Origin of the sequence: Phytohabitans aurantiacus (assembly GCF_027923225.1) — a bacterium.
Classification (GTDB): Bacteria; Actinomycetota; Actinomycetes; order Mycobacteriales; family Micromonosporaceae; genus Phytohabitans; species Phytohabitans aurantiacus.
In genome coordinates this window covers 1-23735 of sequence record NZ_BSDI01000086.1, presented here as the reverse complement: position 1 = coordinate 23735, position 23735 = coordinate 1, and the positions used below count along the sequence as shown (strand labels likewise).

The following is a 23735-nucleotide window of genomic DNA, read 5'->3' as shown; positions in this document are numbered from 1 at the left end:
CGTCGGTCGGGCGCGCCAACGGCGCCCGACCGACGACAGCGTTCGGACGCTGAAGCGGCGCCGGATCCGTGCTCAGCCGGTGCCGATCAAGGAGATCCGCATCGATCAAGGGCAAACGCACGCGGAAAAGAGATCGAAGCACGTGCGTTTGCCCTTGATCGACGGCAACCGGCAAGGGCGGGCGCGGCGCGTGGGGCGCGGCGCGTGGGGGTCAGTGGGGGGTGAACGTGAGGCCGTCGTTGCGGGCTCGGGCTTCGGCGGCTTCGACCGACGGTAGGACTCCGCGGCTCGCTAGCCAATCGTCGGCGTACACCGTCGCCAGGTAGCTGTCTTCGCCGTCGGGGCTGATCAGCACCGGGCGGGCCGGTGCGACGCCGTCTGCCAGCGCGCGCACGAGCCCGGCGAGGACCGCGCCGCTGGACGCGCCCAGTCCGAGGCCGGTGCCGTGGCGGAACAGGCGGCACATCGCGATTGCCTCCACGTCCGCGACCCGGTACAGGCGGGTGTAGTGGGACGGGCGGAGCAGGGTCGAGCGGCGCGTCGCCCCGATGCCGGTCAGCAGGTGCGGGTGGCCGGCGCCGTCGACCGCGATCGAGCCGACGACGTCGACGGCGTACACGTCGAGACCTGGCACGAACCGGCGCAGCCCCTCGCTGATGCCGGCGATGGTGCCGCCGGTGCTCACCGCGACGAAGACGGCGTCGACCAGTCCCCCGGTCTGCCGCATCAGCTCCGGCACCGTGGAGGTCTGGTGCACGGCCGAGCCGGCGGTGCTGTGGTACTGGTCGGTCCAGCGTAGCGACGGGCTCTCGCGAAGCAGCCGGCGCACGGTGTCGAGCCGGCTCAACAGGTACCCGCCGCAGTCGTCCACAGTGTCCACCATGGCGAGTTCCGCGCCGGCGCCGAGCATCCGCGACCGCAGTGTCTGCGGGGTCTTCGGGTCGACGACCGCGAGGAACCGCCAGCCGGCCTCGCCGGCGATCTCCGCCAGCGCGACGCCGAGGTTGCCCGACGACGACTCGATGAGCCATTCCGAGCGCCCCAGCGGGCGTTCCCGATGCAGGGCGGAAAGCAGGCCGAGCGCCGTCCGGTACTTGATGGAGCCGGTGGGGTTGTGCATCTCCAGTTTGAGCCAGATCGATTGGTGCTTGCCCCGGTACGCGACGTCCACCCGGGACAGTGGCGAGTTGGTGGACGACGCCGACAGCAGGCCGTCCAGCGACGTGCTGGCACCGCGTCTAATCACGGCTCACTCCGCACCGGCGACGGCCCACTCCAGCACCGCCATCGCGCTGAAGAGCTTGTGCCGCGCCTGGGTGAACGCGACGCTCCGCTCCCCGTCGAGCACCTCCGCGTCGACCTCCTCGCCCCGATGGGCCGGCAGGTCGTGCATGAAGACCGCGTCCGGTACGCGTTTCATGACCTCGCCCGTCACCCGGAACGGCTCGAACACGGTGCGCCAGTCGGGGTCGGCCTTCACGGTGCCGGTGGTCTGCCACCGGGTCGTGTACAGGACGTCCGCGTCGTCGGGCAGTTCCGCCGGATCGTGCGACTCGGTGATCCGGGCGCCGGTGGCCGCCGACGCCCGGACCGCCGCCGCGACGGTCTCCGTGGGAACCCCGTACCCGGGCGGTGTCACCAGGTGCAGGCGCGCGCCGGGCACCCGGGCGAGGGCGAGCGCCAGCGCCGCCGCGGTGTTGTTGCCCTCGCCGATGTAGCAGACCCGTACGCCGTCGAGCCCGCCGCGCAGGGTCTGGAGCGTGGACAGGTCGGCGATCGCCTGTGTCGGGTGCTCGTCGCTGGTCATCGCGTTGATCACGGCCATGGTGTCCTGGTCGGCCATGGTCCGCAGTTCGGCCGGCGCGTCGGCGGTCCGCGCCACGAACACGTCCAGGAACGAGGACAGCACCCGCCCGGTATCCGATGTGGACTCGCCGGTGTTCTCCTGCAGGTCGTGCGGGCCGAAGGCGATCACGTCGGCGCCCAGCCGCAGCGCGGCGACGGTGAACGCCGTGCGGGTCCGCGTCGACGTCCGGCGGAAGTAGATGCCGGCGACCGCGCCGGTCAGCGGGCCGGGTCGGGCGGGGCGTTCGTCCAGGGCGTACCGCGCTGAGCGGCGGACGATGCCGGCGAGCTCCTCGGCGGGCAGGTCGTCGATCGAGAGCAGGTGGCGCATCATCTCGCTCCCAGGGCGTAGGCGTGCCGTGGCGTCTCTTCGGCACAGATCACTTCTCGGACGTAGGGCATCAGCCGGTACTCGTAGAGCTCGCCGGCCGGGGCGACCAGCGCGTTGTCCACCAGGTCGGAGAACAGGCACAGCGCGCTGTCCATGGCCAGGTGCGGCGGCCCCGCCTCGTCGACCACCTGGTCGAGGCTGAACCGGGTGGTCGCCATGCCGGCGATCCGCCGCAGCAGGCGCCGGTGGTCGTCCGAGAGCAGATCGACGCTCCACTGGATGCTGCCGCCCAACGACCGCTGGTGCGGCAGCAGGGAATGGTCGCTGGTGCGTAACGCGCTGAGCGCCGGCCCGGACGCCAGCAGCACGTGGATCGGGATGGTGCGCAGGCGCTCGGTGGCGAACTCCAGGGCGCGGGGAATCCCGCCGAGCCGCCGGCACAGTTCGGTGACGGCGGGCAGGTCCCGGCCGAGGTCGACCGCCGCTGCCGACCTGCGCAGGACCAGCTCGACGGCCGGCGCCAGCGACGCCTCGCCGCCCTGTTCGCGCTGCTGCGCTGGACGGACCTCGTGCGCCGGCTCGACGGCGAGGGGCCCGAGCTCGCGACTGGCGCCCAGGCGCTCGGTGAGCGGCCGTCGCGTGGTGATCAGGATGTGTACGCGGGGGTGGTCGCGCAGCAGGATCAGGGCCGCGGCGGTCACCGCGGACGGCAGGTGCTCGGCGTTGTCGAGTACCAGGAGCTGGTCGGCGACGGCACCGTCCTGGGCGGGCTCGTCCCAGCCGCGCCGGTCGTCGATGACGCGGCGCACCCGATCCAGTACCAGGGCCGTCGGCGGCGCCGATCCCTGCGTCTCGGCCGGTATGTCACCGAGTTCGACGAGCGCGACGCCGTACCGGAACGTCACCGCCGCCGTGGCCGCGGCCGCCAGCGCGACCCGGGTCTTGCCGACCCCGCCGAACCCGAGCAGCGTCGTCAGGCGGCTGGTCAGCACGGTACGGGTCAGGTCCTCCAGCTCACGGCGCATCCCAATGATCGGCTGGTGGGGAGCGGGGACACCGCGCCACCGGGTGCCACCTGGCGGACCGAGGGCGCTGCTCTCCACGCCCTCGGCGTCGAGTGCCCGCATCAGCAGGTTCACCGACGACTGGCGCGGATTCTCCACCCAACCGAGTTCGACGTTTCTGATGGTCCGCACACTGAGTCCGCAACGTTCCGCCAGCTCTTCCTGGGTCCAACCGCGAACCTTGCGCAGCATTGCGACGGTCTTGCCAAGCTTCATTTCGCTCCCCGCTGAATAGGCGAGATACGCGATAGCCCAGTTACGCGCTCAGCGGAGGCTAGCAAGGTAATTGAGGCATGTCATTGAAGCTTTCGGGAAAATGGCGACGACGAGTCAACTGCGACCCGGTCTCAGTTGAACGGGGTCGACACTTGATTGACGATCGACATTGGACGGCCAATAATGTGCCGAATGCGCCGCATGCGACTACCGCCAACGCTCGCCGGACTGTGGACGCTGTTGCGGCTGCTGCCGCACGTGAGCCGGTCGAAGACGCTCCTGGGCCTGATCGGCGTCCTGCTGTCGTCGGCGTTGCCGATCGCGATCGCCGTCGCCATCGGCCTGCTGATCGGCGCCGTGCCCGCGGCCGTCCGCGGCGGGCTGGACTCGGCCGGCGGCCGGACGCTGGTCGACCTGCTGGTGCTGGTCGCCGCCCTGGTGGCGCTGGAGCGGATCGTGTCGCCCGCGCTGCGGGCACTGGCCAGCACCTTCGGCCGCGAGGTCGACCGCCACCTCCAGGAACGGCTGCTGGCCGCGGTCGGCCGCCCCGGGTCGATCGCGCACCTGGAGGACCCGGAGGTGCTGGCCGCGCTGCGGACGGTACGCGGGCTCGGCCTCAACGAGTCCGGACGCCCGAGCCTCGCCGTCGTGGGCCTGGCGATGGTGCTTCCGTCGTGGCTGCGGGCGCTCGGCGGGGCCGCTGTCCTGCTCGCGTTCCAGTGGTGGCTCGGCCTGCTGTGGCTGGCCCTGTGGCCGGCGATCGTCTACTTCATGCAACGCGAGTACGTGCGCGTCGGCCAGGTCGGCTTCGGGCAGAGCGACGCGCTGCGGCGCGCGGAGTACCTGCGGGACGTCGCCGTCACCGCGCCGGCGGCCAAGGAGGTCCGGATCTGGGGGATGCTCGACTGGCTGGCGGACCGGTTCGAAGCCACCTGGCGCGCCGCGATCCAGCCGGTGTGGAAGGAGCGCCGCCCGCGCGCCAGCCGCGTCCTGGGTACCACCGGCGTGATCGCCGCGATCAACCTGCTCTCCTACGCGCTGCTGGTGTGGGCGGCGGTCCGCGGCGACCTGGGCCTGTCCGCCCTGGCCGTCTTCACCCAGGCGCTGAACATCGCCAACAACTTCACGGCGTTCGACGACCACAACGCCCACCTGTCCTACGCCGCCGTGTCGGTGCCGAAGGTTCTCGCCCTCGACGCCCGGCTCGCCGGCGCGGCACCGGTGGACGCGGCGGACCGCCGGAACCCGCCCGCGAACGCCCCCGCCACGGAGATCCGCCTGTCCGGGGTGCGGTTCGGCTACCCGGGCCAGGCCGGCGAGGCGCTGCGCGGGGTCGACCTGACCATCGCCGCGGGCCGGTCGCTGGCGATCGTCGGCGAGAACGGCGCCGGCAAGACCTCGCTCGTCAAGCTCCTCTGCGGCCTGTACCCGCCGACGGCCGGCACGGTCAGCGTGGACGGCCACGACCTCGCGGACCTCGACCTGGCCGCCTGGCGGCGCCGGGTCAGCGTGCTGTTCCAGGACTTCACGCGGTACGACCTCAGCGCGGCGGACAACGTCAGCATGGGCGCGGCGCATGTCCCCCCGGACCCGGACCGGTTACGCGCGGCGGCGGAGCGCGCCGGCGCCCTGTCGCTGATCGAGGAACTGCCGGACGGCTGGCGCACGATCCTGTCGCCGGAGTACACCGGCGGGACCGACCTGTCCGGCGGGCAGTGGCAACGCGTGGCGCTGGCCCGCGCGCTGTACGCGGTCGACGCCGGCGCCCGGGTACTCATCCTGGACGAACCCACGGCGGCGCTGGACGTGCGCGCGGAGGCCGAGCTGTACGAGCGGTTCCTCGAACTCACGAGCGGCCTCACCACGATCCTCATCTCGCACCGGTTCTCGACGGTGCGCCGCGCGGACCGGATCGTGGTGGTCGAGCGCGGCGCGATCGTCGAAGACGGCACCCACGACGAGCTGATCGCGCTGGACGGCCTGTACGCGCGGATGTTCCACCTGCAAGCGGCCCGCTTCCTGACCCCGCTGGAGCCCGATCATGCGTGAGTCGATCCGCGCGTACGCCGGCGTGCTGGGCATCGGCTTCCGCGCCGCGCCCTGGCACGCCACCTTCCAGCTCCTGACCGGCCTGGTGTTCGCCGTCGCGATGCCGGTGGCGGCGCTCGGCGCCAAGCTGCTCGTCGACGCGGTGTCCACAAAGGACCTGGGCCTGGGCATGTTCGCGGCCGCCATGATGGCGCTGCTGTCCGGCGGCGCCCTCGTATGCGTCTTCTACTACGTCGACTGCCTGTTCACCGTCATGGAGAAGGCTGACGCGCTGGTCAGTCTCCGGCTGATGAGGCTGGTGGGCGGCGCCGAGGGCCTGACCCACCACGAGCACCCCGAGTACCTGGACAAGGTGCACCAGATCCGCGAGGAGCACGGCCGGCTGGCGGGCATGGTGAACGCCACGGCGGGCGTCCTGCGGGTGGCCGCGACACTCAGCGTGACCGGCGTCCTGCTCGCCGGCGTGCACCCGCTGCTGTTGCTGCTGCCCGTGCTGTCGGTGCTGTCGTTCTGGCTCGGCAAGGTGGGGCGCGACGTGCAGGTGGCCGCCCAGGAGGCGACCAGCGAGCCGGAACGCCTGCGCCGCCACCTGTTCGACCTCGGTACGTCGCCGTCGGCCGGCAGCGAGCTGCGCGTCTTCGGGGTCACCGGCAACGTGCTCGACCGGCATCACGACACGTCGGACACGGTCCTGCGCGGGCGCAACCGCGCGGAGTGGCGCAGCGCCGGCCTGTCGGTCATCGACGGCGTGGTACTGGTGCTCGGCTACATCGGCGGCGTCGTCCTGGTGCTCCGCCTCGCGCTCGACGGGCGCGCCACCGCCGGCGACGTCGCGCTCGTCGCGGGGCTGGCGATGCAGATGACCGGCACCATCGGCCTGGCGGTGGCGTACGGCACGGAGTTCCTGTTCGTCATGAAGGTGGCGCGGCGGTTCCGGTGGCTGGCGGAGTACGCGAGCGGGGCGCGGCGGGCGGTCGACGAGCCCGCGCCGGTGCCGGCCGCGCTGCGCGACGGGATCGAGCTGCGGGACGTGCGCTTCGGGTACCCGGGCGCGGACAGCGACGTCCTTTCCGGTACGTCGTTGCGGCTGCCGGCCGGCACGGTGGTGGCCCTGGTGGGCGAGAACGGCGCTGGAAAGTCCACATTGGTCAAGATGTTGTGCGGCTTCTACCCGCCCCGATCCGGGCAGATCACAGTGGACGGTGTCGCGCTGGACCGGTTCGAGACCGCGCGGTGGCGGGCCCGGGTGGCGCCCGCCTTCCAGGACTTCGCCTCGTTCGAGTTCCGGGCCTTCGAGACGGTCGGCGTCGGCGACCTGCCCCGGATGGACGAGCGGCCGGCCGTCGAGGCGGCCCTTTCCCGGGCCGGGGCGGCGAGCGTCGCCGCGCACCTGCCCCACGGGCTCGACACGCAGCTAGGCAGCGCGTGGGACCAGGGCGAGAACCTGTCGATCGGCCAGTGGCAGAAGCTCGCGCTCGCCCGCGGGCTGATGCGCGACGAGCCGTTGCTCGTGGTGTTCGACGAGCCGACCGCCGCCCTGGACGCGCACACCGAGCACGCCCTCTTCGAACGGTTCGCCGAGGCGGCCCGCCAGGGCAGCCGGAACGGCGCCATCACGCTGCTGATCTCGCACCGCTTCTCCACCGTCCGGATGGCCGACCTCATCGTCGTCCTCGACGGTGGGAAGGTGCGCGAGTGCGGCAGCCACGCGGAGCTCATCGCGACCGGTGGCCTGTACGCCACCCTGTACGAGCTGCAGTCTCGCGCCTACCGCTAGGACTCACTCGGCCGGGCCGGTCCCCCGCCGCTCCAGCTCGTAGGCCAGCTCGATCCACGCCTTGCCGCACTCGCGGGCCAACTGCCCGACGAGGGGCGCGCAGTGCGGCGGGACGCCGTCGAGCGTCTCGCGCCAGTTCGCGGCGATGAGCGACGACGAGCCGCCGAGCCAGCGCAGCAGCGTGCGCCCCGCCTCGGTGTACCGCAGGGACGGATCGCGCATCAGCCCTTCCAGTACGGAAGCGGCGTCCAGCGAGCTGGCGGCCGGGCTGTCGCGCGGCGGGCGGGGGCGCGACACGGCGGTCACGTGCTGGCGGTCGCGGGTCGACGCGGGGTCCTTCCCGGCGAGCACCCGGGCCCGCACGTCCCGGGCCGTCCCCACCGATACGCCCGCCTCTCGCGCTATCTCCTGCAGCGACGACGTGGGGCGCTCGGCGAGCACCTTGGCGGCCATCCGCCGGGCCTCCGTCGCGTCGAGCGGCCGGAGCTTGCCGTCGCGGCCCAGCCGGGCCAGTGCCGCCGCGCCGTCGGTGCGGGCCCGGATCGCACCGACCGTCTTGCCCGCCAGCCCTGTGGTGGCCGCGATCGCGCGGTCGGAGAGCATCGGGTTGGACCGCAGTATCCGCGCCGCCGCCTCCTGCCGGTCGCGCAGCGTCAACGGCAGGCCGTGCGTGACGTTGGACTTGACGGCGAGGCGGAACGCCTCTTCAGCGGTGCCGTGGAAGAACGTGGCGGCGATCTCCTGGCGCTGCCGCAGCTCGGCGGCGCGCAACCGATGCGCGCCGTCGAGGACCCGCATCGTGCCGCAGTGCACGAGGATCGGTGGTAGCTCGTCGATCTCGGCCAGCGCTCGGGCATGCTCCTCGTCGACCCCGTCGAGCCGCACCGTGTCCGTGCCAGCGAGGTCGCCGATCCGGACGCGGACGACACCGTCGCGATGAGGACAGGACGAATCCTCTTGATCTGCCATGACTCCTCCGTGTTTCGGCAGTCAGGGCCAGAGAGTCGCTGCCCAGGACGACGCTCGACTGCCCGTCAGTCACGCTTAACTCTCCGCGAGGTCCGCCCTAGTACACGTACAGGTACCAGTACCCCCGATTGTCGGTCGGGTGCCATTGGTACCAGCAGTTGTACGAGCTGAACGCTCCGCCTTGGACAAGACTGTTGCCGAAGTACTGGCAGGCTTCGAGCGTGTAGTAGTAGCCGAAGAGGTACGACGCGGCAGCCGTGGCCGCCCGACCAGCCGGCGCCGCCGCGTGTGCCGGCACACCGGCACCGGCCACCAGCGCCCCACTGGCACCCACGATCGCAAGAACCATCCGCACTCTACGCATCGAGCCTCCTCCGGCTACGCGACATCTCCCAGAAGATAGCTGGATGTCGATCTCGCGCGCCAAGGCTTGATCGAAGGTTGTAACTATTCGCTGAACCCGTCGAACTCGCCCAGTCCGGACCCGGAGGCGATGACCGGGCTCAACGACGCCGGCCAGCACCGTCGTGAGATCTGACGGTACTGGCCGGCGGCCTTGCGATCGTCCTTAGTGGATCAACGTCGGCGTCGCCGCGGCGGCACCGTCACCCTCCACGTCGTCCAGCAGGTGCGAGACCTCCCGCTTGCGGGGCAGCAGCGCGATCGGGATGAACGTCGCCAGTACCAGCGCGAAGCCGACCCAGAACGTGGTGGCGAACGAGTCGGCCACGTACGCAAGGCCCCGCTGGAGGACGTCCGGCGGCAGCGGGATCTGCGCGCCGTGCTGGTTGGCGATGGCCGCGCCCGCCTCGGTGATCGGCTCACCGGTGTTCGGGTCGGTCAGCCCCGGGACCGGAGCCGAGCCGTTGAGCTGGCTGGTCAGGATCACCGACATGATCGCGGCACCGACGGAGCCGCCGATCTGCTGGAGGATGTTGGTCAGCGTCGAACCGCGTGCCACGTCGTGGCTGGCCAGCGTGCGCAGCGCCGACGTCATGATCGGCATCATCGTGCCGCCCATGCCGAGACCCATCACGAACAGCGAGCCGCACAGCAGCACGTACGAGGTGTCGGTGCCGACCTGGGTGAACGTGAAGAACCCGACGGCGATCAGGCCCATCGCGAACGGCACGGTGCGGCCGACCGGGATCTTGTCGGCCAGCATGCCGGCGATCGGCATCGTCAGCATCGCGCCGATGCCCTGCGGCGCCATCAGCAGGCCGGCGTGGAGGGTCGACTCGCCGCGTACCTGCAGGAAGTAGCTCGGGAACAGCAGGCCGGCGCCCATGAACGCGATGATGAACACGAACAGCGACAGCGACGCGATCGCCAGGTTGCGGTTGCGGAACAGCCGCAGGTCGAGCAGGGGGTGCCGGGGCTTGAACGAGTACACGATGAACCCGATCACCAGCAGGCCGCCGGCCAGCATGGTCGTCCACACCTTCGTGGCGGTGATCGTGCCGGTCTCCGGCAGCGACGAGACGCCGTAGAGGAACAGCGCGAGACCCGGCGAGAGCATCAGCATGCCGATGAAGTCGAACGACTCGGACGGCTCGGCGTTGTCCTTCGGCAGCGCGAAGTAGGCGTACACCAGGGCGATCACGCCCACCGGGACGTTGATCAGGAAGATCCAGTGCCAGCTCCGCGCCTCGATCAGCCAGCCGCCGAGGATCGGGCCGCCGATCGGGCCCAGCAGCATCGGGATGCCGAGGACGGCCATCAGCCGGCCGATCCGGTCCGGCCCCGCGGCGCGCGTCATGATCGTCATACCGAGCGGCATGAGCATGCCGCCGCCCAGGCCCTGCAGGACCCGGAACGCGACGAGCTGGCCGATCGAGTCGGCCGTGGCGCAGAGGGCGGAGCCGAGCGTGAACAGCAGTACGGCCAGCATGTAGAGCCGCTTGGTGCCGAACCGGTCAGCCGCCCAACCGCTGAGCGGGATCACTGTGGCCAGCGCCAGGGTGTAGCCCGTCATGGTCCAGGCGACCTCGGCGTACGTGGCGTCGAACTCGGTCTGGAAGGTCGGCAGCGCGACGCTGACGACCGTGATGTCGAGGATCGACATGATGGCGCCCAGGACCACCACACCGGCGACCTTGAGGACGGCAGCGTCTAGCTTGTTGGGTGGTGCTGCGGCTTGGTTGGTCACACAAATCTCCAGGTCCAGGTGGCCGGCGTGCGAGGGCGACGCGGGCGCGAGTCACGCTACATACCTGCGCGAACCCTGGCGAAGGAATTTGTCAGCAGGTGACACGCCCGTGCAACCGATGGTCACACCGTCTCACACTCCTGGGCGGGCCGACCCGCGAAGACGTGTGCTAGGTCACGTGCGAGGTTTCCACGAGTCTCGCCAGGGTGCGCACGAATGCGTCGTTATCAACCGTTTCATCCCAGACGCTCTGGAGCACGAGCCCTTGGTAGATGGCGACAAAGACCCGAGCGAGCGAATCCGGGTCGATGTCGGGATCCCGCCACCGGTCGCGGATCAGGGCAGCCGCCGCGGCGCGCGGGCCGTCGACCCCGCGCCGGGCCAGCTCGCGGATCGCGGGGCTGCGGACGGCTTCGGCCCAGACCTGCACACCCAATCGCAGGTCGTCGCGCGTCGCGGGGTCGCCGACCGAGCGCAGCAGTTGGAGGTACGCCGAAGCCATGCCATCGGCGTCGTCGACGGCCGTGAGGCGGGCCTGGCGCTGCTCATGCCAGTCGGCCACGATCGCGGTGATCATGTCGTCCTTGCTGGCGAAGTACCGGTACACGAGGCCGGCGCTGATGCCCGACTCCCGCACGATGTCCTGCATGGACGTGCGGTGGAAGCCGTCGCGGGCGAAGCACGCCGCGGCGGCGTCGAGGATCTGCTGGCGGCGGGCCGCGAGGTAGGCGTCGCTGACCTTGGGCATCTACTGGATCTCCGCTTCGGCGATGCGGTAGAACGGGGCGGCCGGCTCGTGCCGGCCCAGCGGCGTCAGGTAGCGGATCGCCGCGTCGCGCGCCGACATGTCCAGGCTCAGCCGCATCCCCCGGTCGGCGAGGTAGCGGGACAGGTCCGCCGGGTCGAAGCCGAACGTCCACGGTTCACCGCCGGCGCGGACGGCGCCCTGCCAGTCCGCGAGGCCCGGGAAGTCGCCGGGACTGTCCAGGGCGGCGCGGTCGACGTACGTGAAGATGAGCCGGCTGCCGGTGGCGGTGATGGCGGCGAGTTGCCGCAGTACCGCGTCGACCGCCTCCTCGGTCAGGTAGTTCGTCACGCCTTCCCAGACCACGACGGTGGGTTCGAGATCGGCGAAGCCGTCTCGTCGCAACGCGGCGGCGAGATCTTCCGTGATCAGGTCGACCGCGACGAACCGCACGTGCGCGCGGCGCGCCGGATGCACGTTGGCCCGCACCAGCCGGTGCTTGGTGGCCTGCGTCGCCGGGTGGTCGACCTCGAAGACCCGGGCCGAGGCCGCCGCCGGCAGGCGGTAGGCCCGGCTGTCGTACCCGGCGCCGAGCAGCACGACCTGCCGGGCGCCGGCGGCGACAGCGGCGCTGACCCGGTCGTCGATCAGCCTGGTGCGCGCCACGGCCGAGGCGCGCGGCCCAGCCGGCCAACGCTCGTCGATGTACCGCTCCAGCCGCCGGCCGATGGCTGGCACCCGGGCAAGGCTCGCGACCAGCCGGAAGCCGCCGTGCAGGAACCTCGCCGCGTACGGGTCGTCGAAGATCCTGTCGTGGTGGCGCGCGGTCTCCAGCGCGCGGAACAACGCCACCTGCTCCGCGGTGCGACTCGTCTTGTTCTGCACCCGTCCGATAATAATGAATGAACGTCCACTTTTTCTAGCCCGCATTAGGATCTTGTTCATGCGCCGCCAGCCGATCGTCGTCGCCGTCGCCCAGCCCCGCACCATCGGATACGACGTGGTCGCGAACGCGGCCGCGCACGCCGACACCATCCGGGCCGCGCGGGCGCGCGTGGTGGTCTTCCCCGAGATGTCGCTGACCGGGTACGAGCTGGACGCGCCGGCGATCACCGCCGCCGACCCGCGGCTGGCGCCGATCGTCGAGGCGTGCGCCGAAACGGGAGCCACCGCCTTGGTCGGCGCCCCCGTCCGCGGCGACGCGGGCCGGGAGCACATCGCACTGCTGGCCGTGGATGGTGGCGGCGCGCGCGTGGCGTACGACAAGGTGCACGTCCACGACTCCGAGGAGCGCTTCAGCCCCGGCGACGGGCCCGCGGTGCTCGACGTCGAGGGCTGGCGGCTGGGCCTGGCGATCTGCCGCGACACCGCCTTCCCCGAGCACGACGCGGCCACCGCGGCGCTGGGCATGGACGTCTACGTCGCCGCCGTCCTCGACCACGCCGGCCAGGCACACTCGGCGGAACGGGCTCGGCGGGTCATCGCCGACCACCAGGTGTGGGTCGCCACGGCCAGCTACGCCGGCTCCACCGGAGGCGGCTTCGACCGGGCCGCCGGCGCATCCGCGGTGTGGGCCCCCGACGGCACGCTGCTCGCGCAGGCCGGCGCGGAGCCCGGCGAGCTGGTGCGGACGACACTCGTGCCGGCTAGGCACAAGGCGCCTTCCGGCCGGTCAGCTAACGGCTGACGGCGGCCCCCGAACGCGGCGTCCGATCCCCGCCAGACGATCACGCCGTCGCGGACCAGGCTTGGGGCATGAGCAACGCACTTGATGGCAAGGTGGCTTTCGTAACCGGTGGTGGACGCGGGATCGGCGCCGCAGTCGCCCTGCGACTGGCCGAGGACGGCGCCGATGTGGCGCTGACGTTCCAGCAGAACCGCCAGCGAGCCGACGAGGTGGTAGACCGGATCAAGCACGCGGGCCGGCGCGCGGTGGCGGTACAGGCCGACAGCGCCGATCCGGCGGCGGTGGCCGGCGCGATCGACCGGGCCGCCGGCGAGCTGGGCCGGCTGGACATCCTGGTCAACAACGCCGGCGCGTTCGACCTGGGAGCGCTGGAGCAGCTGGGCCTGGAAGAGTTCGAACGGACCGTCGCGGTCAACATCCGCGCGCCGTTCGTCGCTTCCCAGGCCGCGGTGCGCCACATGTCGGCCGGCGGCCGGATCGTCAACATCGGCAGCAACGTGGCCGAGCGGGCCGTGTTTCCGGGCTTCTCCCTGTACGCGATGAGCAAGACGGCGCTGATCGGCCTGACCAAGGCTCTCGGCCGGGAACTTGGCCCCCGGGCGATCACCGTGAACCTGGTCAACCCCGGGCCCACGGACACCGAGTTGAACCCCGCCGACGGCCCGAACGCCGCCACGATCAACGGGTTCACCGCCCTGGGCCACTTCGCGACCCCGGACGACGTCGCCGCCACGGTGGCGTTCCTCGCCAGCCCGGATGGGCGCTACATCACCGGCGCCACCGTCAACGTAGACGGCGGCTTCACCATCTAACGGGGCTTCGCCCCACCCCCCGCCCCCGGCCCACCCCCTGTACGCCGATCAAGGGCGAACGCACGTGATTGGATCGCGAAACCGCGTGCGTTCGCCCTTGATCCCCGCGGATTACCTTGATCGACGGCCGCCGAACCCAGCGATCTGGCGCCAGCCGTCGGGGTTTGAGGGGTTGGCAGCGGCGTGCCGCCGCGCGGTGCGCGGTGCGCGCCGATCAAGGGCAATCGCATGGATCAAGGGCGTATACACGCGGAAAAGAGATCCAACCACGTGCATACGCCCTTGATCGGCGTGCGGGGGGCGGCGCGGTGCGGTGCGACGCGGGCCGTGTGGTGTAGTGGACGGGTGGATGGTATTGATCCGCACATTCACGTCGATGTGAAGCTTGGCAGCGACGTGGTGGCGCGCGACATCCTGGCGTCCGCGTTCGGCCTCGCCGGTGATGTGCCGGCCACCGTCACGACCGGGTGCGGTGTGCGGGCGCCGTTGGCGATGACATCCGCCTCGCCGGAGCGGGTCACCTGCCTGCCCTGCCGGGAGTACGCCCACGGGCGGCACGCGCTCATGGCGAAGCAGTTCGACGAGTTCGCCCGGCTGCCCGGCCTCGCCGTGTCGTACGACGAGGCGGTGCGGGTGGCGGCGTGGCATCGCGACCTGGCCCGCCGGTTCGCCGGGCTCGACAGCTGAAGACCCGGGCGCGGCGGCGGCTGGCGTCTGTCCACAATGGGTCGTGTGCCGCGGAGGGTGAGGCCGCGGGAGCAGCGGTCTCACCCTCGACGGACGTCGCGGCAGCCCAAATCTCGATGAATCAGAAAATGAAGACCCAGCCGAGCTTCTTTCGGACCTCGCACCAGTTCGCGTGCAGCTCGTCGTAGCTCACCGGCTGGCCGAACCAGTGACCGGAGGCGGTGGTGCGGATCGCCGCGCCCTGCACGCCCTCGCAGCTGAGCAGCCGTCCGGGTAGTGCCTCGAAGTCGCCGCCCGCCGCCGTGAGGTCGCCGCAGGCCAGTACTGGATCCAGGTACCACTCCTCCCCGCCGCCGGCCGGGTGGCAGGTCAGGGTGGTGGTAAACACCTGGTTGGACGCGGCTGGCGCGCTCCAGGAGAGGTCAAGGACCGCCCCCGGCTCGTCGGCCGCGGCGGCGGGCGACGCGACAGCGGCCGCGAGAAACATCGCGGCCGCGAACGTACTGGCAAGTCGTCGCACATGCATGATCGCCACTCCCCTGCGCTATGACGGATTCCCTCGCCTATAGCCTGAGCGGCCCGGGTGACGATCCGGCGACATTCGTGCCACGACGTCGGCCTAGTCCTCAGTAGACGGTGAGCTCGATACAGCGGCGGCGAACATGCCGGGCTCGTAGGAGCCGCCCTGCTGGTGCAGGATGACGGCGAGCCGGTTGGCCGCGTTGATGAGGGCGACCAGGCAGACCAGCGCGGCGACCTGGTTGTCGTCGAAGTGCTTGCGCACCAGGGCCCAGGTCTCGTCGGATACTCCATTGTAGGCGTCGGCGAGGCGGGTGCCTTCCTCCGCGAACGCGAGCGCGGCCTGCTCGGCCTCGGTGAACACGGTGGCCTCGCGCCAGGCGGCGACCAGGTGGAGCCGGACCGGCGTTTCACCGGCGGCCGCGGCCTCCTTGACGTGCATGTCGATGCAGAAGCCGCAGCCGTTGATCTGGCTGGCGCGCAGCGACACCAGTTCCTGGATCGTCTTCGGCAGCGGCGACTGCTGCACCAGCAGGCCGGCGTTGGCGAAGCGCTTGGCGAACTTGCCGCCGATCTCGTTCTCGAAGAGGTTGAAGCGCAGTTCCATGGTTAATTCCTCACTCGTGGTGCCGCGTGTACCGGTCGAACAGGAGATGCCGGCGCCGCGGCCGCCGTGACGGCGTGGCGATGTGGCCTATGCCACCGGTCCCGGATGTCACGGGGTGGCGAAACGCGGCGTCGTGTGTGTGGGACAGTCGAAGGCGATGGAGCAGGAGCCGGCAATGAGCGAGCGAGCACTGGACCCCGCCACCGAGGCGTTCGTCACTCACCGCAACCTGCTGTTCACGGTCGCCTACGAGATGCTGGGCTCGGCGGCCGACGCGGAAGACGTGCTTCAGGAGACCTGGTTGCGCTGGTCGGGCGTCGACCTGGAGACGGTGCGCGACCAGCGGGCATACCTGGTGCGGATCACCACCCGCCAGGCGCTGACCCATCTGCGCACGCTCGGCCGGCGCAAGGAGTCGTATGTCGGCCCGTGGCTGCCCGAGCCCCTGCTGACCGCGCCCGACGTGGCCGAAGACGTCGAGCTGGCCGACAGCGTCTCGATGGCGATGCTGCTGGTGCTGGAGACGTTGACACCCACCGAGCGGGCGGTGTTCGTGCTGCGCGAGGTCTTCGACCTGAACTACGACGAGATCGCCGGTGCCGTCGACAAGACCCCGGCCACGGTACGCCAGATCGCGCATCGGGCACGGGCGCACGTCGCCGAGCGGCGACCTCGCGGGGTCGTGTCGGCCGACGAGTCCCGCCGCGCGCTCGAAGCGTTCCGGCGGGCGGTCGAGACCGGCGACCTGCAGAGCCTGGTCGACCAGCTCGCGCCAGACGTCGTGATGCTGGGTGACGGCGGCGGCGTGGTGCAGGCCGTGGTGCGCCCCATCGTCGGGTACGACAAGGTGTCGCGGCTGCTGTCCGTGGGCCTGCCCAGGATCGCCGGTCTTGCGTCTGTGGAGCCGGCACAGGTCAACGGTGGTCCGGCTCTGATCGTCCGGCTCGACGGGAAGGTCGACAACGTCGTGGCGGTGCGGATCGACGACGGACTGATCAGCGGGCTCTACATCGTGCGCAACCCCGAGAAGCTGTCGCGCATCGAACGGGAAACCGCGGTGAGCCGCTAAACGGTAGCCTGTCGCGGTGACGTCGACTAGCCGCCGCACTCTGCTGCGGGCCGGCCTGGCAGCTGGCGGCGCCGGCCTGCTGGGGGCCTGCGACCCTGACCGCCCGGCCCCCACCGTCCATCATGGAAGCGGCGCCTCACCTGGCGGCCTGGCGATACCAGACGGCTTCGTGTCACCGACCGGTGCCGAGGTGCGCGCCGCCGAGGCCAGCCGGAAACCGGGCCGGGTGCGAGACTTCCGGCTCACCGCCACCGCGGGGAAGGTCGACCTCGGTGGTCGCATCGTCGACACCTGGAGCTACGGCGGCCGGATACCGGGTCCGCCGATGCGGGTCACCGCCGGCGAGGTGGTCCGCGCGACCCTCGTCAACCGGCTGCCGGCCGAGACGACCCTGCACTGGCACGGCATCGCGCTGCGCAACGACGCGGATGGCGCGCCGCACCTGACCCAGCCACCGGTCGCGTCCGGTGCCGAGTTCACGTACGAGTTCACCGCCCCGCATCCAGGCACGTACTGGTTCCATCCGCACTCCGGCGCCCAGCTCGACCGCGGACTCTACGCTCCCCTGCTCGTCGACGATCCACAAGAGACACTCGAATACGACGGCGAGTGGACGGTGGTGCTCGACGACTGGCTCGACGGTGTCGCCGGCACGCCGGACGCCGCGCTGGCCAAGCTACAGAGCGGGCCCGGCCACGGCGAGCAGGGCGGAGAGGGCAACAGCGACGTGCTCGGCGGCCCGGGTGGGGATGTCACCCACCCGCACTACCTGCTCAACGGGCGGCTGCCGACCAGCCCCGAGACCTTCCGGGCGCGGCCGGGCGGCCGGGTGCGACTGCGACTGATCAACGCGGGCGCCGACACGGCGTTCCGGGTGGCGCTGGGTGGGCATCGGATGACTGTCACCCACACCGACGGGTTCCCGGTCAAACCGGTAAAGACCGACGCGCTGCTGCTGGGCATGGGCGAGCGATACGACGTCCTCGTCGATCTGCGAGACGGCGTGTTTCCACTGGTGGCGCTCGCCGAGGGCAAGAAAGGGGCGGCGTTCGGGCTGGTACGCACCGGTGGCGGCACGGCACCCAAACCGAAGGTGCGCCCCGCCGCGCTCAACGGGCACATCGTCGGCTACCACGAGCTGGAGCCCGCCGACTCGGTCCGGCTCGACGACCGGCAACCCGACCAGGTCATCCAGATGGAGCTGACCGGCGGCACGACCGGCTACAGCTGGGGCTTCAACGGCCGCCCGCTCACCCACGAGCAGTTGACCGAGCACCTGGTCCCGATCCGCGCCGGTGAGCTGGTCCAGCTCGATCTGGTCAACGCCGCCCACATGTGGCATCCGATTCATCTCCACGGCCACACGTTCGCGGTCGGATCGACAGCCGGCCCCCGCAAGGACACCGTCAACGTCCTGGTCGAGGAGACGGTGTCGGTGCTGTTCAAGGCGGACAACCCTGGCCTGTGGGTGTTGCACTGCCACAACGTGTACCACGCCGAGTCCGGCATGACGGCGGCTCTCGGCTACCGGAAGTGAGGCCGGCGGTCAGGCCGGCACGATCTTGTAGATCCCATCGCGGAGCGTGATGATCCACAGCTCGCCGTCGGGGTCCTCACCGAACGAGGTCAGGTGGCTGGGCAGCTTCAGGTCGAGCGCGACCACCCCTTTCGTGCCGCCCTTCCCCATCGCCCACACCGGACGGTAGAAGTTCATGAACAGGTACGCGCCGGCCAGTCCTGGGATCGCGCTGCCCCGGTAGACGTAGCCGCCGATCACCGCCGCGCCGCCCTTGTGCTTGTACTGGTGGATCGGCTTCACCGCGTTGTCCGGCACCTTGAATTTCCGGCTGAAGTTGAGCTCGTTCGTGCCTTCCCAGCGCGGCCATCCCAGGTTGGCGCCGGCCTGCGTGCGCTTGAGCCGGTAGACCGTCTCGTAGGTGTCCTGGCCGACGCTGCCGATCCAGATGTCGCCCGTAGGATGGTCGATGGAGAACCGGAACGGGTTGCGCAGCCCCACGGCCCAGATCTCGTCGCGGACCTTGGGGTCGTCGACGAACGGGTTGTCACGCGGCACCGTGTAGCCCTTGTCGTTGCGGTTCGGGGTGATCCGCAGCATCTTGCCGAGCAGCTTGGTCGGGTCCTGCGCGTCGGCGCCCCGGCTGGCGCCACCGTCGCCCATCGAGATCCACAGGTTGTTGTCGGAGTCGAAGGCCAACTGCCCGATGTTGTGTCCCAACCCGGGCTGCCTCGCGTTGAGGATCTCCCGCACGGAACCCGGATCGGGCACGCCGTCGGCACCGACCGCGAACGACACGATCCGGGTGAAGTTGGCGTTGTCGCGGTAGCCCAGGACCATCCGGCCGTCGGCCGGGTCGAAGGTCATGGCCATCAGGCCGCGCTCGGAGTCCTGCACCCAGTCGACCACCTGGGACGTCCAGTCCAGCACCCGCACCGGTTTCGAGCCGTCGAGCCGAAACACCCTGCCTTCCTGATCGGCCACATACGGCTTCGGGTCGCCGGGCCGCCAGGCGATCGACGTGAGCAGCTCGGGCCCGTCGGCGACCTTGGTGGCGGTGAGCTTCAACTTGGCCAGCTGCGCGGCGGGCGGCGGTGCGACAGGGCTGGGCGTTGGCCGAGCCGTGGGCACCGGGCTCGTGGGCGGCGCGCTGGTCGAGGGCGCCGGGCTCCCGGTCGGCCCCACCCCCGCAGAGTCGCCATCGCTGCCGCACGCCGACAGAAGCACCATTGTGGCGACCGCGAGACCGGCCCATCGATTGGCCATCATCATGGTGTTTTTACCACAAGATCGATAAACGGTGTGTCCCCTATGGAGCGGTGCTGGTGAGGCGGTGGGTGAGGGCGGTGTGGCGGCGGCCGGTGCCGGCGGTACGCACCGCGATCGCGAGGGCCTTGCGGGAGCCGACCAGCACGACGAGCTTCTTGGCGCGGGTGACGGCGGTGTAGAGCAGGTTGCGCTGCAGCATCATGTACGAGCCCATCGTCACCGGCACCACCACCGCCGGGTACTCCGAGCCCTGCGAGCGGTGCACGGTGATCGCGTACGCGTGCTGCAGCTCGTCGAGCTCGTCGAAGTCGTACTCGATGTCCTCGTCCTCGTCGGTGCGCACGACGAGCTGCCGGTCCTCGCCGGACAGGGCGGTGACCACGCCGACCGTGCCGTTGAAGACGCCGTTGGCGCCCTTGTCGTAGTTGTTGCGGATCTGGATGACCTTGTCGCCGATCCGGAACACCCGGGCGCCGTGCCGCCGCTCCGGCGCGCCCTCCCGATGCGGCGAGATCGCCTCCTGCAGCGCGAGATTGAGGCTGCCGGCGCCGGCCGGCCCGCGGTGCATCGGGGTGAGCACCTGGATGTCGCGCGGCCGGATCCCGAACTTTCGCGGGATGCGGCGGGCCACCACGTCGACGACCAGGTCCGCGGCCGCGTCCGGCTCGTCGACAGGGAAGTGGAAGAAGTCCGGGTACGCCGTGAACTCGGGCGGCTGCCCGGCGTTGATCCGGTGCGCGTTGACCACCACGCCCGACTCCTGCGCCTGGCGGAAGATCTTCGTCAGCCGCACCCGCGGGATGTCCTCGGCGGCGAGCACGTCGCGCAGCACCTCGCCCGCGCCGACCGACGGCAACTGGTCCACGTCGCCGACCAGGAGCAGGTGCGCGCCCCTCGGTACCGCCTTGACCAGCTTGTTGGCCAGGATCAGGTCGAGCATGGACGCCTCGTCGACCACGACCAGGTCGGCGTCGATCGGGTTGTCGCGGTCGTACGTGGGGTCGCCGCCGGGGCGCAACTGCAGCAGCCGGTGCACGGTGGCGGCCGGGTGGCCGGTCAGCTCGGTCATCCGCTTCGCCGCGCGCCCGGTCGGTGCGGCCAGCACGATCTTCGCCCGCTTCGCCGCCGCCAGCGCGATGATCGACTTGACGGTGAACGACTTGCCGCAGCCCGGCCCGCCGGTCAGCACCGCCACCTTCGCGGTCAGCGCCAGCTTGACGGCCTGCTCCTGCTCGGGTGCCAGGTCGGCGCCGGTGCGGGTCCGCAGCCAGGCCAGGGCCTTGGTCCAGTCGACGGTCGCGAACGCCGGCATCCTGTCCTCGCGGCCGCCCAGCAGCCGCAGCAGGCTCCCCGCGAGGCTGGCCTCCGCCCGGTCGAACGGCACCAGGTACACCGCGGGAATCGTGGCGCCCTCGTTGGTCGGATTCGGCACGGCGTGGCGCACCACGCCTTCCTCGCCGGCCAACTCCTCCAGGCACTGGCGCACCAGCTCGGCCGGTACGCCGAGGATCTCGGCCGCGTCGGCCAGCAGGTTCGGCTCCGGCAGGTAGCAGTGCCCACCGTCGGCCGCCTCCGACAGCGTGTACTGGATGCCGGCCCGTACCCGCTGCGGGCTGTCGTGCGGGATGCCGACCGCCTGGGCGATCGTGTCGGCGGTCTTGAACCCGATGCCCCACACGTCCGACGCCAGCCGGTACGGCTCGTTCCTGACGACCGAGATCGACGCGTCGCCGTACTTCTTGTAGATCCGCACGGCCAGCGACGTCGACACCCCGACGCCCTGCAGGAAGACCATCACCTCCTTGATCGCCTTCTGCTCCTCCCACGCGTCGGCGATCATCTTGGTGCGCTTCGGACCGAGCCCCGGTACCTCCACCAGCCGGCCCGGCTCGCCTTCGATGACCTGGAGCGTGTCGACGCCGAAGTGCTCGACGATCCGGGCGGCCATCTTCGGCCCGATCCCCTTGATCAGCCCGGAGCCGAGGTAACGCTCGATGCCCTGGATCGTGGCCGGCAGCACCGTGGTGAACGAGTCGACCTGGAACTGCCGCCCGTACTGCGGATGCGACGTCCACCGCCCCACCAGCCGCAGGCTCTCCCCCGGCTGGACGCCCAGCAGCGCACCCACGACCGTCAGCAGGTCACCACCGCGCCCGGTGGCCACCCGCGCGATCGTGTACCCGGTCTCCTCGCTGGCGAAGGTAATGCGTTCCAGCACCGCCTCGAGCACCGCACCACTCACGGCACCAAGTCTCACATCGCCCGCCATCGCGGGACCGAACCGGGTTGGTTGATGTTGATACAGTCTGCTGTCGGTCAGACGGAAAGGGGCAACGCTGGTGTCGGAAGGCTTCCGGGCTCAGCTGGCGCAACTCTTGAAGGCCCGGGTTCCTGTCCTCTATGTCGAGTCGCACGAGGAGCAGCGAGTCCTCGCCGAGATCGTAGCCACCGCCCGCGACAGCGCGCAGGTCCGCACCCCGCGCGGGGTCTGGACCTGGTCAGCGACCGAAGGACTGGTGGGGCCGGATGGCGCCGCGCGAAACGGCACGACAAGCCCGGCGGCAGTGCTGGACGTGATACTGCGCCTGGACGAGTCGTGTGTGGTGGTCCTGCGGGATCTCCACCCATACCTCGGCTGCGGCGGACGTTCCGGAGAACCCGGGGTCATCCGGCGGCTACGGGACATAGCGGCGGCGTTCAGGTCCGGCCCGGTACCGCGCGCCCTCGTCCTGGTGTCCCCCCTACTGTGCATCCCACCCGAGCTGGACCGGGACGTGACGATCGTCGACTTCCCGCTGCCGGCGGAGCGGGAGATCCGGGTCGTCCTCGAAAACCTGATCGCCGCGAACGTCTCGAGTGGCCGGATCCGCATCGACCTGGACGGCGTGGGCCGGGAACGGTTCGCGAAGGCCGCCGTCGGGCTCACCTTGCACGAGGCGGAGAACTCGTTCGCCCGTGCCATCGTCAACGACGGTGTACTGGACATGCACGACCTGCCGGTGGTGCACGAGGAGAAGCGGCAGGCGGTACGCAAGGCGGGGTTGCTGGAGTTCGTCGACGCCGACATCGACCTGGCCGATGTTGGCGGCCTGGAGACGCTCAAGCGCTGGCTGGCCAAGCGCGACGGGGCGTGGCTGGCGGCGGCCGGCGAATACGGGCTGCCGGCGCCCCGGGGCATCCTCATCACCGGGATACCGGGCTGCGGCAAGTCGTTGACCGCGAAGGCGGTCGCGGCGACGTGGGAGCTGCCGCTGCTGCGGTTCGACGTCGGGCGCGTCTTCGCCGGCCTGGTCGGGTCGAGCGAGCAGAACCTGCGCACCGCGATCCGGACCGCCGAGGCCACCTCGCCGTGCGTGCTGTGGGTGGACGAGATCGAGAAGGGGTTCAGGGCCGACGCCGCCGGGGACTCCGGCACCTCGGCTCGGGTGTTCGGCACGTTCCTCACCTGGATGCAGGAGAAGACCCGGGCGGTGTTCGTGATCGCCACCGCCAACAACATCGAAGGGCTGCCGTCCGAGCTGCTGCGCAAGGGACGGTTCGACGAGGTCTTCTTCGTCGACCTGCCGACCCGGGTCGAGCGCCGGACGATCTGGACCGTGCACCTCAACCGCCGGCTGCGCGCCCCTGCCGCCGCCGGCGCCCTCGTGGTCGACGAACCGCTGCTGACGGAGCTCTGCGCGTTGACCGAGGGCTACTCGGGCGCCGAGATCGAGCAGGCGGTGGTGAGCGGCCTGTTCGAGGCGTTCGCCGCCCGGCGGCCGCTGGTGAAGGACGACCTGATCCGGGCCGTCGCCAATATGGTGCCATTGAGCGTGACGCAGGCGGAGCGGATCGGCGCGCTCCGTGACTGGGCCACCACCCGCGCCGTGGCCGCGACGGCGGCCGAGGACTGGGACTCCAGCCCAGGCGTGGCGGTCACGCATACCGGCGGCGGCCGGGTCGTCGAGTTCTGAGACAAGCGGGCAGAAGGGAGCGGCCGGTGAGTATCTCGTTGATCCTCACCCCGCGGACCATCGCGGCGATCGACGCCGTGCTCGGCGTCCGGCCCGCGCACGATGGGACGGGGCAGGTGGTGTGCGAGGTACGGACCCGGATGCGCGACGAGCGGCTACTGGCCGCGGCGCTTGAGGAGACGGGTGCGGCGGTGACCGCCGACGAACGTGAGATCGCCGCGCAATGGGCCGGCGTACGGGCGGCGTTCGCCCGGGACGCCGAAGGCGTCTGGTCGGCACACTTCACCGGAGACGTCGACGAGTCCCGGGCAGTGGAGATCATCCGAGCGGTCGACGTGGGCTACGGACGTCAGGTACAACGAGCCGTACTGGAACGGCTACGCGAACGCGCACCCGCCGCGGGGTTTTCGTTGGAGTCGGAGACGATCACAGAGGACGCCGGCGTACGCCTGGTCTTCGCGGTCGGACGGG

21 protein-coding genes are annotated in these 23735 nt (G+C 70.8%); 9 read left to right on the top strand and 12 right to left on the bottom strand.

The window, feature by feature from the left end; all coding sequences use genetic code 11:
* Positions 1-211: 211 nt before the first annotated feature.
* The 3 genes from QMG73_RS43695 to QMG73_RS43685 are packed head-to-tail and all read right to left on the bottom strand — an operon-like array spanning position 212 to position 3456.
* Positions 212-1246 carry a pyridoxal-phosphate dependent enzyme gene (locus tag QMG73_RS43695; RefSeq protein WP_281905753.1) on the bottom strand — a complete coding sequence of 345 codons (1035 nt, stop codon included), beginning with the start codon at positions 1244-1246 and terminating at the stop codon, positions 212-214.
* A 3-nt stretch (positions 1247-1249) separates the two neighbouring features.
* Positions 1250-2179 carry an ornithine carbamoyltransferase gene (locus QMG73_RS43690; protein ID WP_281905751.1) on the bottom strand — a complete coding sequence of 310 codons (930 nt, stop codon included), beginning with the start codon at positions 2177-2179 and terminating at the stop codon, positions 1250-1252.
* The gene (locus QMG73_RS43685; protein ID WP_281905750.1) at positions 2176-3456 is read right to left on the bottom strand and encodes a helix-turn-helix domain-containing protein; all 1281 of its coding nucleotides are present in this window, start codon (positions 3454-3456) and stop codon (positions 2176-2178) included. Before QMG73_RS43685 ends, QMG73_RS43690 begins: the two co-directional genes overlap by 4 nt.
* Positions 3457-3657: 201 nt before the next feature.
* On the opposite strand from QMG73_RS43685, the gene QMG73_RS43680 reads away from it, so the two are divergent.
* Both QMG73_RS43680 and QMG73_RS43675 read left to right on the top strand, forming a co-directional pair.
* On the top strand, positions 3658-5505 hold the full coding sequence (locus tag QMG73_RS43680) for an ABC transporter ATP-binding protein (RefSeq protein WP_281905749.1): 1848 nt from the start codon (positions 3658-3660) through the stop codon (positions 5503-5505).
* On the top strand, positions 5498-7282 hold the full coding sequence (locus tag QMG73_RS43675; RefSeq protein ID WP_281905748.1) for an ABC transporter ATP-binding protein: 1785 nt from the start codon (positions 5498-5500) through the stop codon (positions 7280-7282). The genes QMG73_RS43680 and QMG73_RS43675 overlap by 8 nt, the downstream gene beginning before the upstream one ends.
* A gap of 3 nt (positions 7283-7285) precedes the next feature.
* On the opposite strand, the gene QMG73_RS43670 is transcribed toward QMG73_RS43675, so the two are convergent.
* The 5 genes from QMG73_RS43670 to QMG73_RS43650 all read right to left on the bottom strand — a co-directional run bounded on the left by QMG73_RS43670 (position 7286) and on the right by QMG73_RS43650 (position 12030).
* Positions 7286-8251 carry a ParB/RepB/Spo0J family partition protein gene (locus QMG73_RS43670; RefSeq protein WP_281905746.1) on the bottom strand — a complete coding sequence of 322 codons (966 nt, stop codon included), beginning with the start codon at positions 8249-8251 and terminating at the stop codon, positions 7286-7288.
* A gap of 97 nt (positions 8252-8348) precedes the next feature.
* Positions 8349-8615, bottom strand: coding sequence for a hypothetical protein (locus QMG73_RS43665; protein ID WP_281905745.1), 267 nt, complete (start codon positions 8613-8615; stop codon positions 8349-8351).
* Positions 8616-8819: 204 nt separating this feature from the next.
* Positions 8820-10400 (bottom strand): DHA2 family efflux MFS transporter permease subunit, encoded by a 1581-nt coding sequence (locus QMG73_RS43660; protein ID WP_281905744.1) that lies wholly within the window; start codon positions 10398-10400, stop codon positions 8820-8822.
* A gap of 169 nt (positions 10401-10569) precedes the next feature.
* Positions 10570-11148, bottom strand: coding sequence for a TetR/AcrR family transcriptional regulator (locus tag QMG73_RS43655; RefSeq protein ID WP_281905743.1), 579 nt, complete (start codon positions 11146-11148; stop codon positions 10570-10572).
* Positions 11149-12030, bottom strand: a complete 882-nt coding sequence (locus QMG73_RS43650; RefSeq protein WP_281905741.1) for a class I SAM-dependent methyltransferase — start codon at positions 12028-12030, stop codon at positions 11149-11151.
* Between the two features lie 58 nt (positions 12031-12088).
* On the opposite strand from QMG73_RS43650, the gene QMG73_RS43645 reads away from it, so the two are divergent.
* The 3 genes from QMG73_RS43645 to QMG73_RS43635 all read left to right on the top strand — a co-directional run bounded on the left by QMG73_RS43645 (position 12089) and on the right by QMG73_RS43635 (position 14331).
* The gene (locus QMG73_RS43645) at positions 12089-12832 is read left to right on the top strand and encodes a carbon-nitrogen hydrolase family protein (RefSeq protein ID WP_281905740.1); all 744 of its coding nucleotides are present in this window, start codon (positions 12089-12091) and stop codon (positions 12830-12832) included.
* A 68-nt stretch (positions 12833-12900) separates the two neighbouring features.
* Entirely contained in the window at positions 12901-13644 is a 744-nt protein-coding gene (locus tag QMG73_RS43640; protein ID WP_281905738.1) for an SDR family NAD(P)-dependent oxidoreductase, read from the top strand.
* A 345-nt stretch (positions 13645-13989) separates the two neighbouring features.
* Positions 13990-14331: a hypothetical protein gene (locus QMG73_RS43635; RefSeq protein ID WP_281905736.1), complete on the top strand. Its 342-nt coding sequence runs from the start codon at positions 13990-13992 to the stop codon at positions 14329-14331.
* A gap of 121 nt (positions 14332-14452) precedes the next feature.
* Here QMG73_RS43635 and QMG73_RS43630 read toward each other — a convergent pair whose 3' ends face one another.
* Both QMG73_RS43630 and QMG73_RS43625 read right to left on the bottom strand, forming a co-directional pair.
* Positions 14453-14857 carry an SSI family serine proteinase inhibitor gene (locus tag QMG73_RS43630; RefSeq protein WP_281905734.1) on the bottom strand — a complete coding sequence of 135 codons (405 nt, stop codon included), beginning with the start codon at positions 14855-14857 and terminating at the stop codon, positions 14453-14455.
* Positions 14858-14950: 93 nt separating this feature from the next.
* Positions 14951-15457, bottom strand: a complete 507-nt coding sequence (locus QMG73_RS43625; RefSeq protein ID WP_281905731.1) for a carboxymuconolactone decarboxylase family protein — start codon at positions 15455-15457, stop codon at positions 14951-14953.
* Between the two features lie 175 nt (positions 15458-15632).
* Here QMG73_RS43625 and QMG73_RS43620 point away from each other — a divergent pair, with 175 nt between their 5' ends.
* Together QMG73_RS43620 and QMG73_RS43615 are read left to right on the top strand one after the other, a co-directional pair.
* Positions 15633-16526, top strand: a complete 894-nt coding sequence (locus QMG73_RS43620; RefSeq protein ID WP_281905729.1) for an RNA polymerase sigma-70 factor — start codon at positions 15633-15635, stop codon at positions 16524-16526.
* Positions 16527-16542: 16 nt separating this feature from the next.
* The gene (locus tag QMG73_RS43615) at positions 16543-18063 is read left to right on the top strand and encodes a multicopper oxidase family protein (protein ID WP_281905727.1); all 1521 of its coding nucleotides are present in this window, start codon (positions 16543-16545) and stop codon (positions 18061-18063) included.
* Positions 18064-18072: 9 nt separating this feature from the next.
* On the opposite strand, the gene QMG73_RS43610 is transcribed toward QMG73_RS43615, so the two are convergent.
* Together QMG73_RS43610 and recD2 are read right to left on the bottom strand one after the other, a co-directional pair.
* Entirely contained in the window at positions 18073-19227 is a 1155-nt protein-coding gene (locus QMG73_RS43610; RefSeq protein WP_281905725.1) for a PQQ-dependent sugar dehydrogenase, read from the bottom strand.
* Between the two features lie 124 nt (positions 19228-19351).
* Positions 19352-21553, bottom strand: coding sequence for an SF1B family DNA helicase RecD2 (gene recD2, locus QMG73_RS43605; RefSeq protein WP_281905723.1), 2202 nt, complete (start codon positions 21551-21553; stop codon positions 19352-19354).
* Between the two features lie 97 nt (positions 21554-21650).
* On the opposite strand from recD2, the gene QMG73_RS43600 reads away from it, so the two are divergent.
* Complete coding sequence (locus QMG73_RS43600; RefSeq protein ID WP_281905721.1) at positions 21651-23264, top strand: AAA family ATPase; 1614 nt, start codon at positions 21651-21653, stop codon at positions 23262-23264.
* 26 nt (positions 23265-23290) lie between these two features.
* Positions 23291-23735: hypothetical protein (locus QMG73_RS43595; RefSeq protein ID WP_281905719.1), on the top strand; the 445-nt coding region annotated here is incomplete at its 3' end.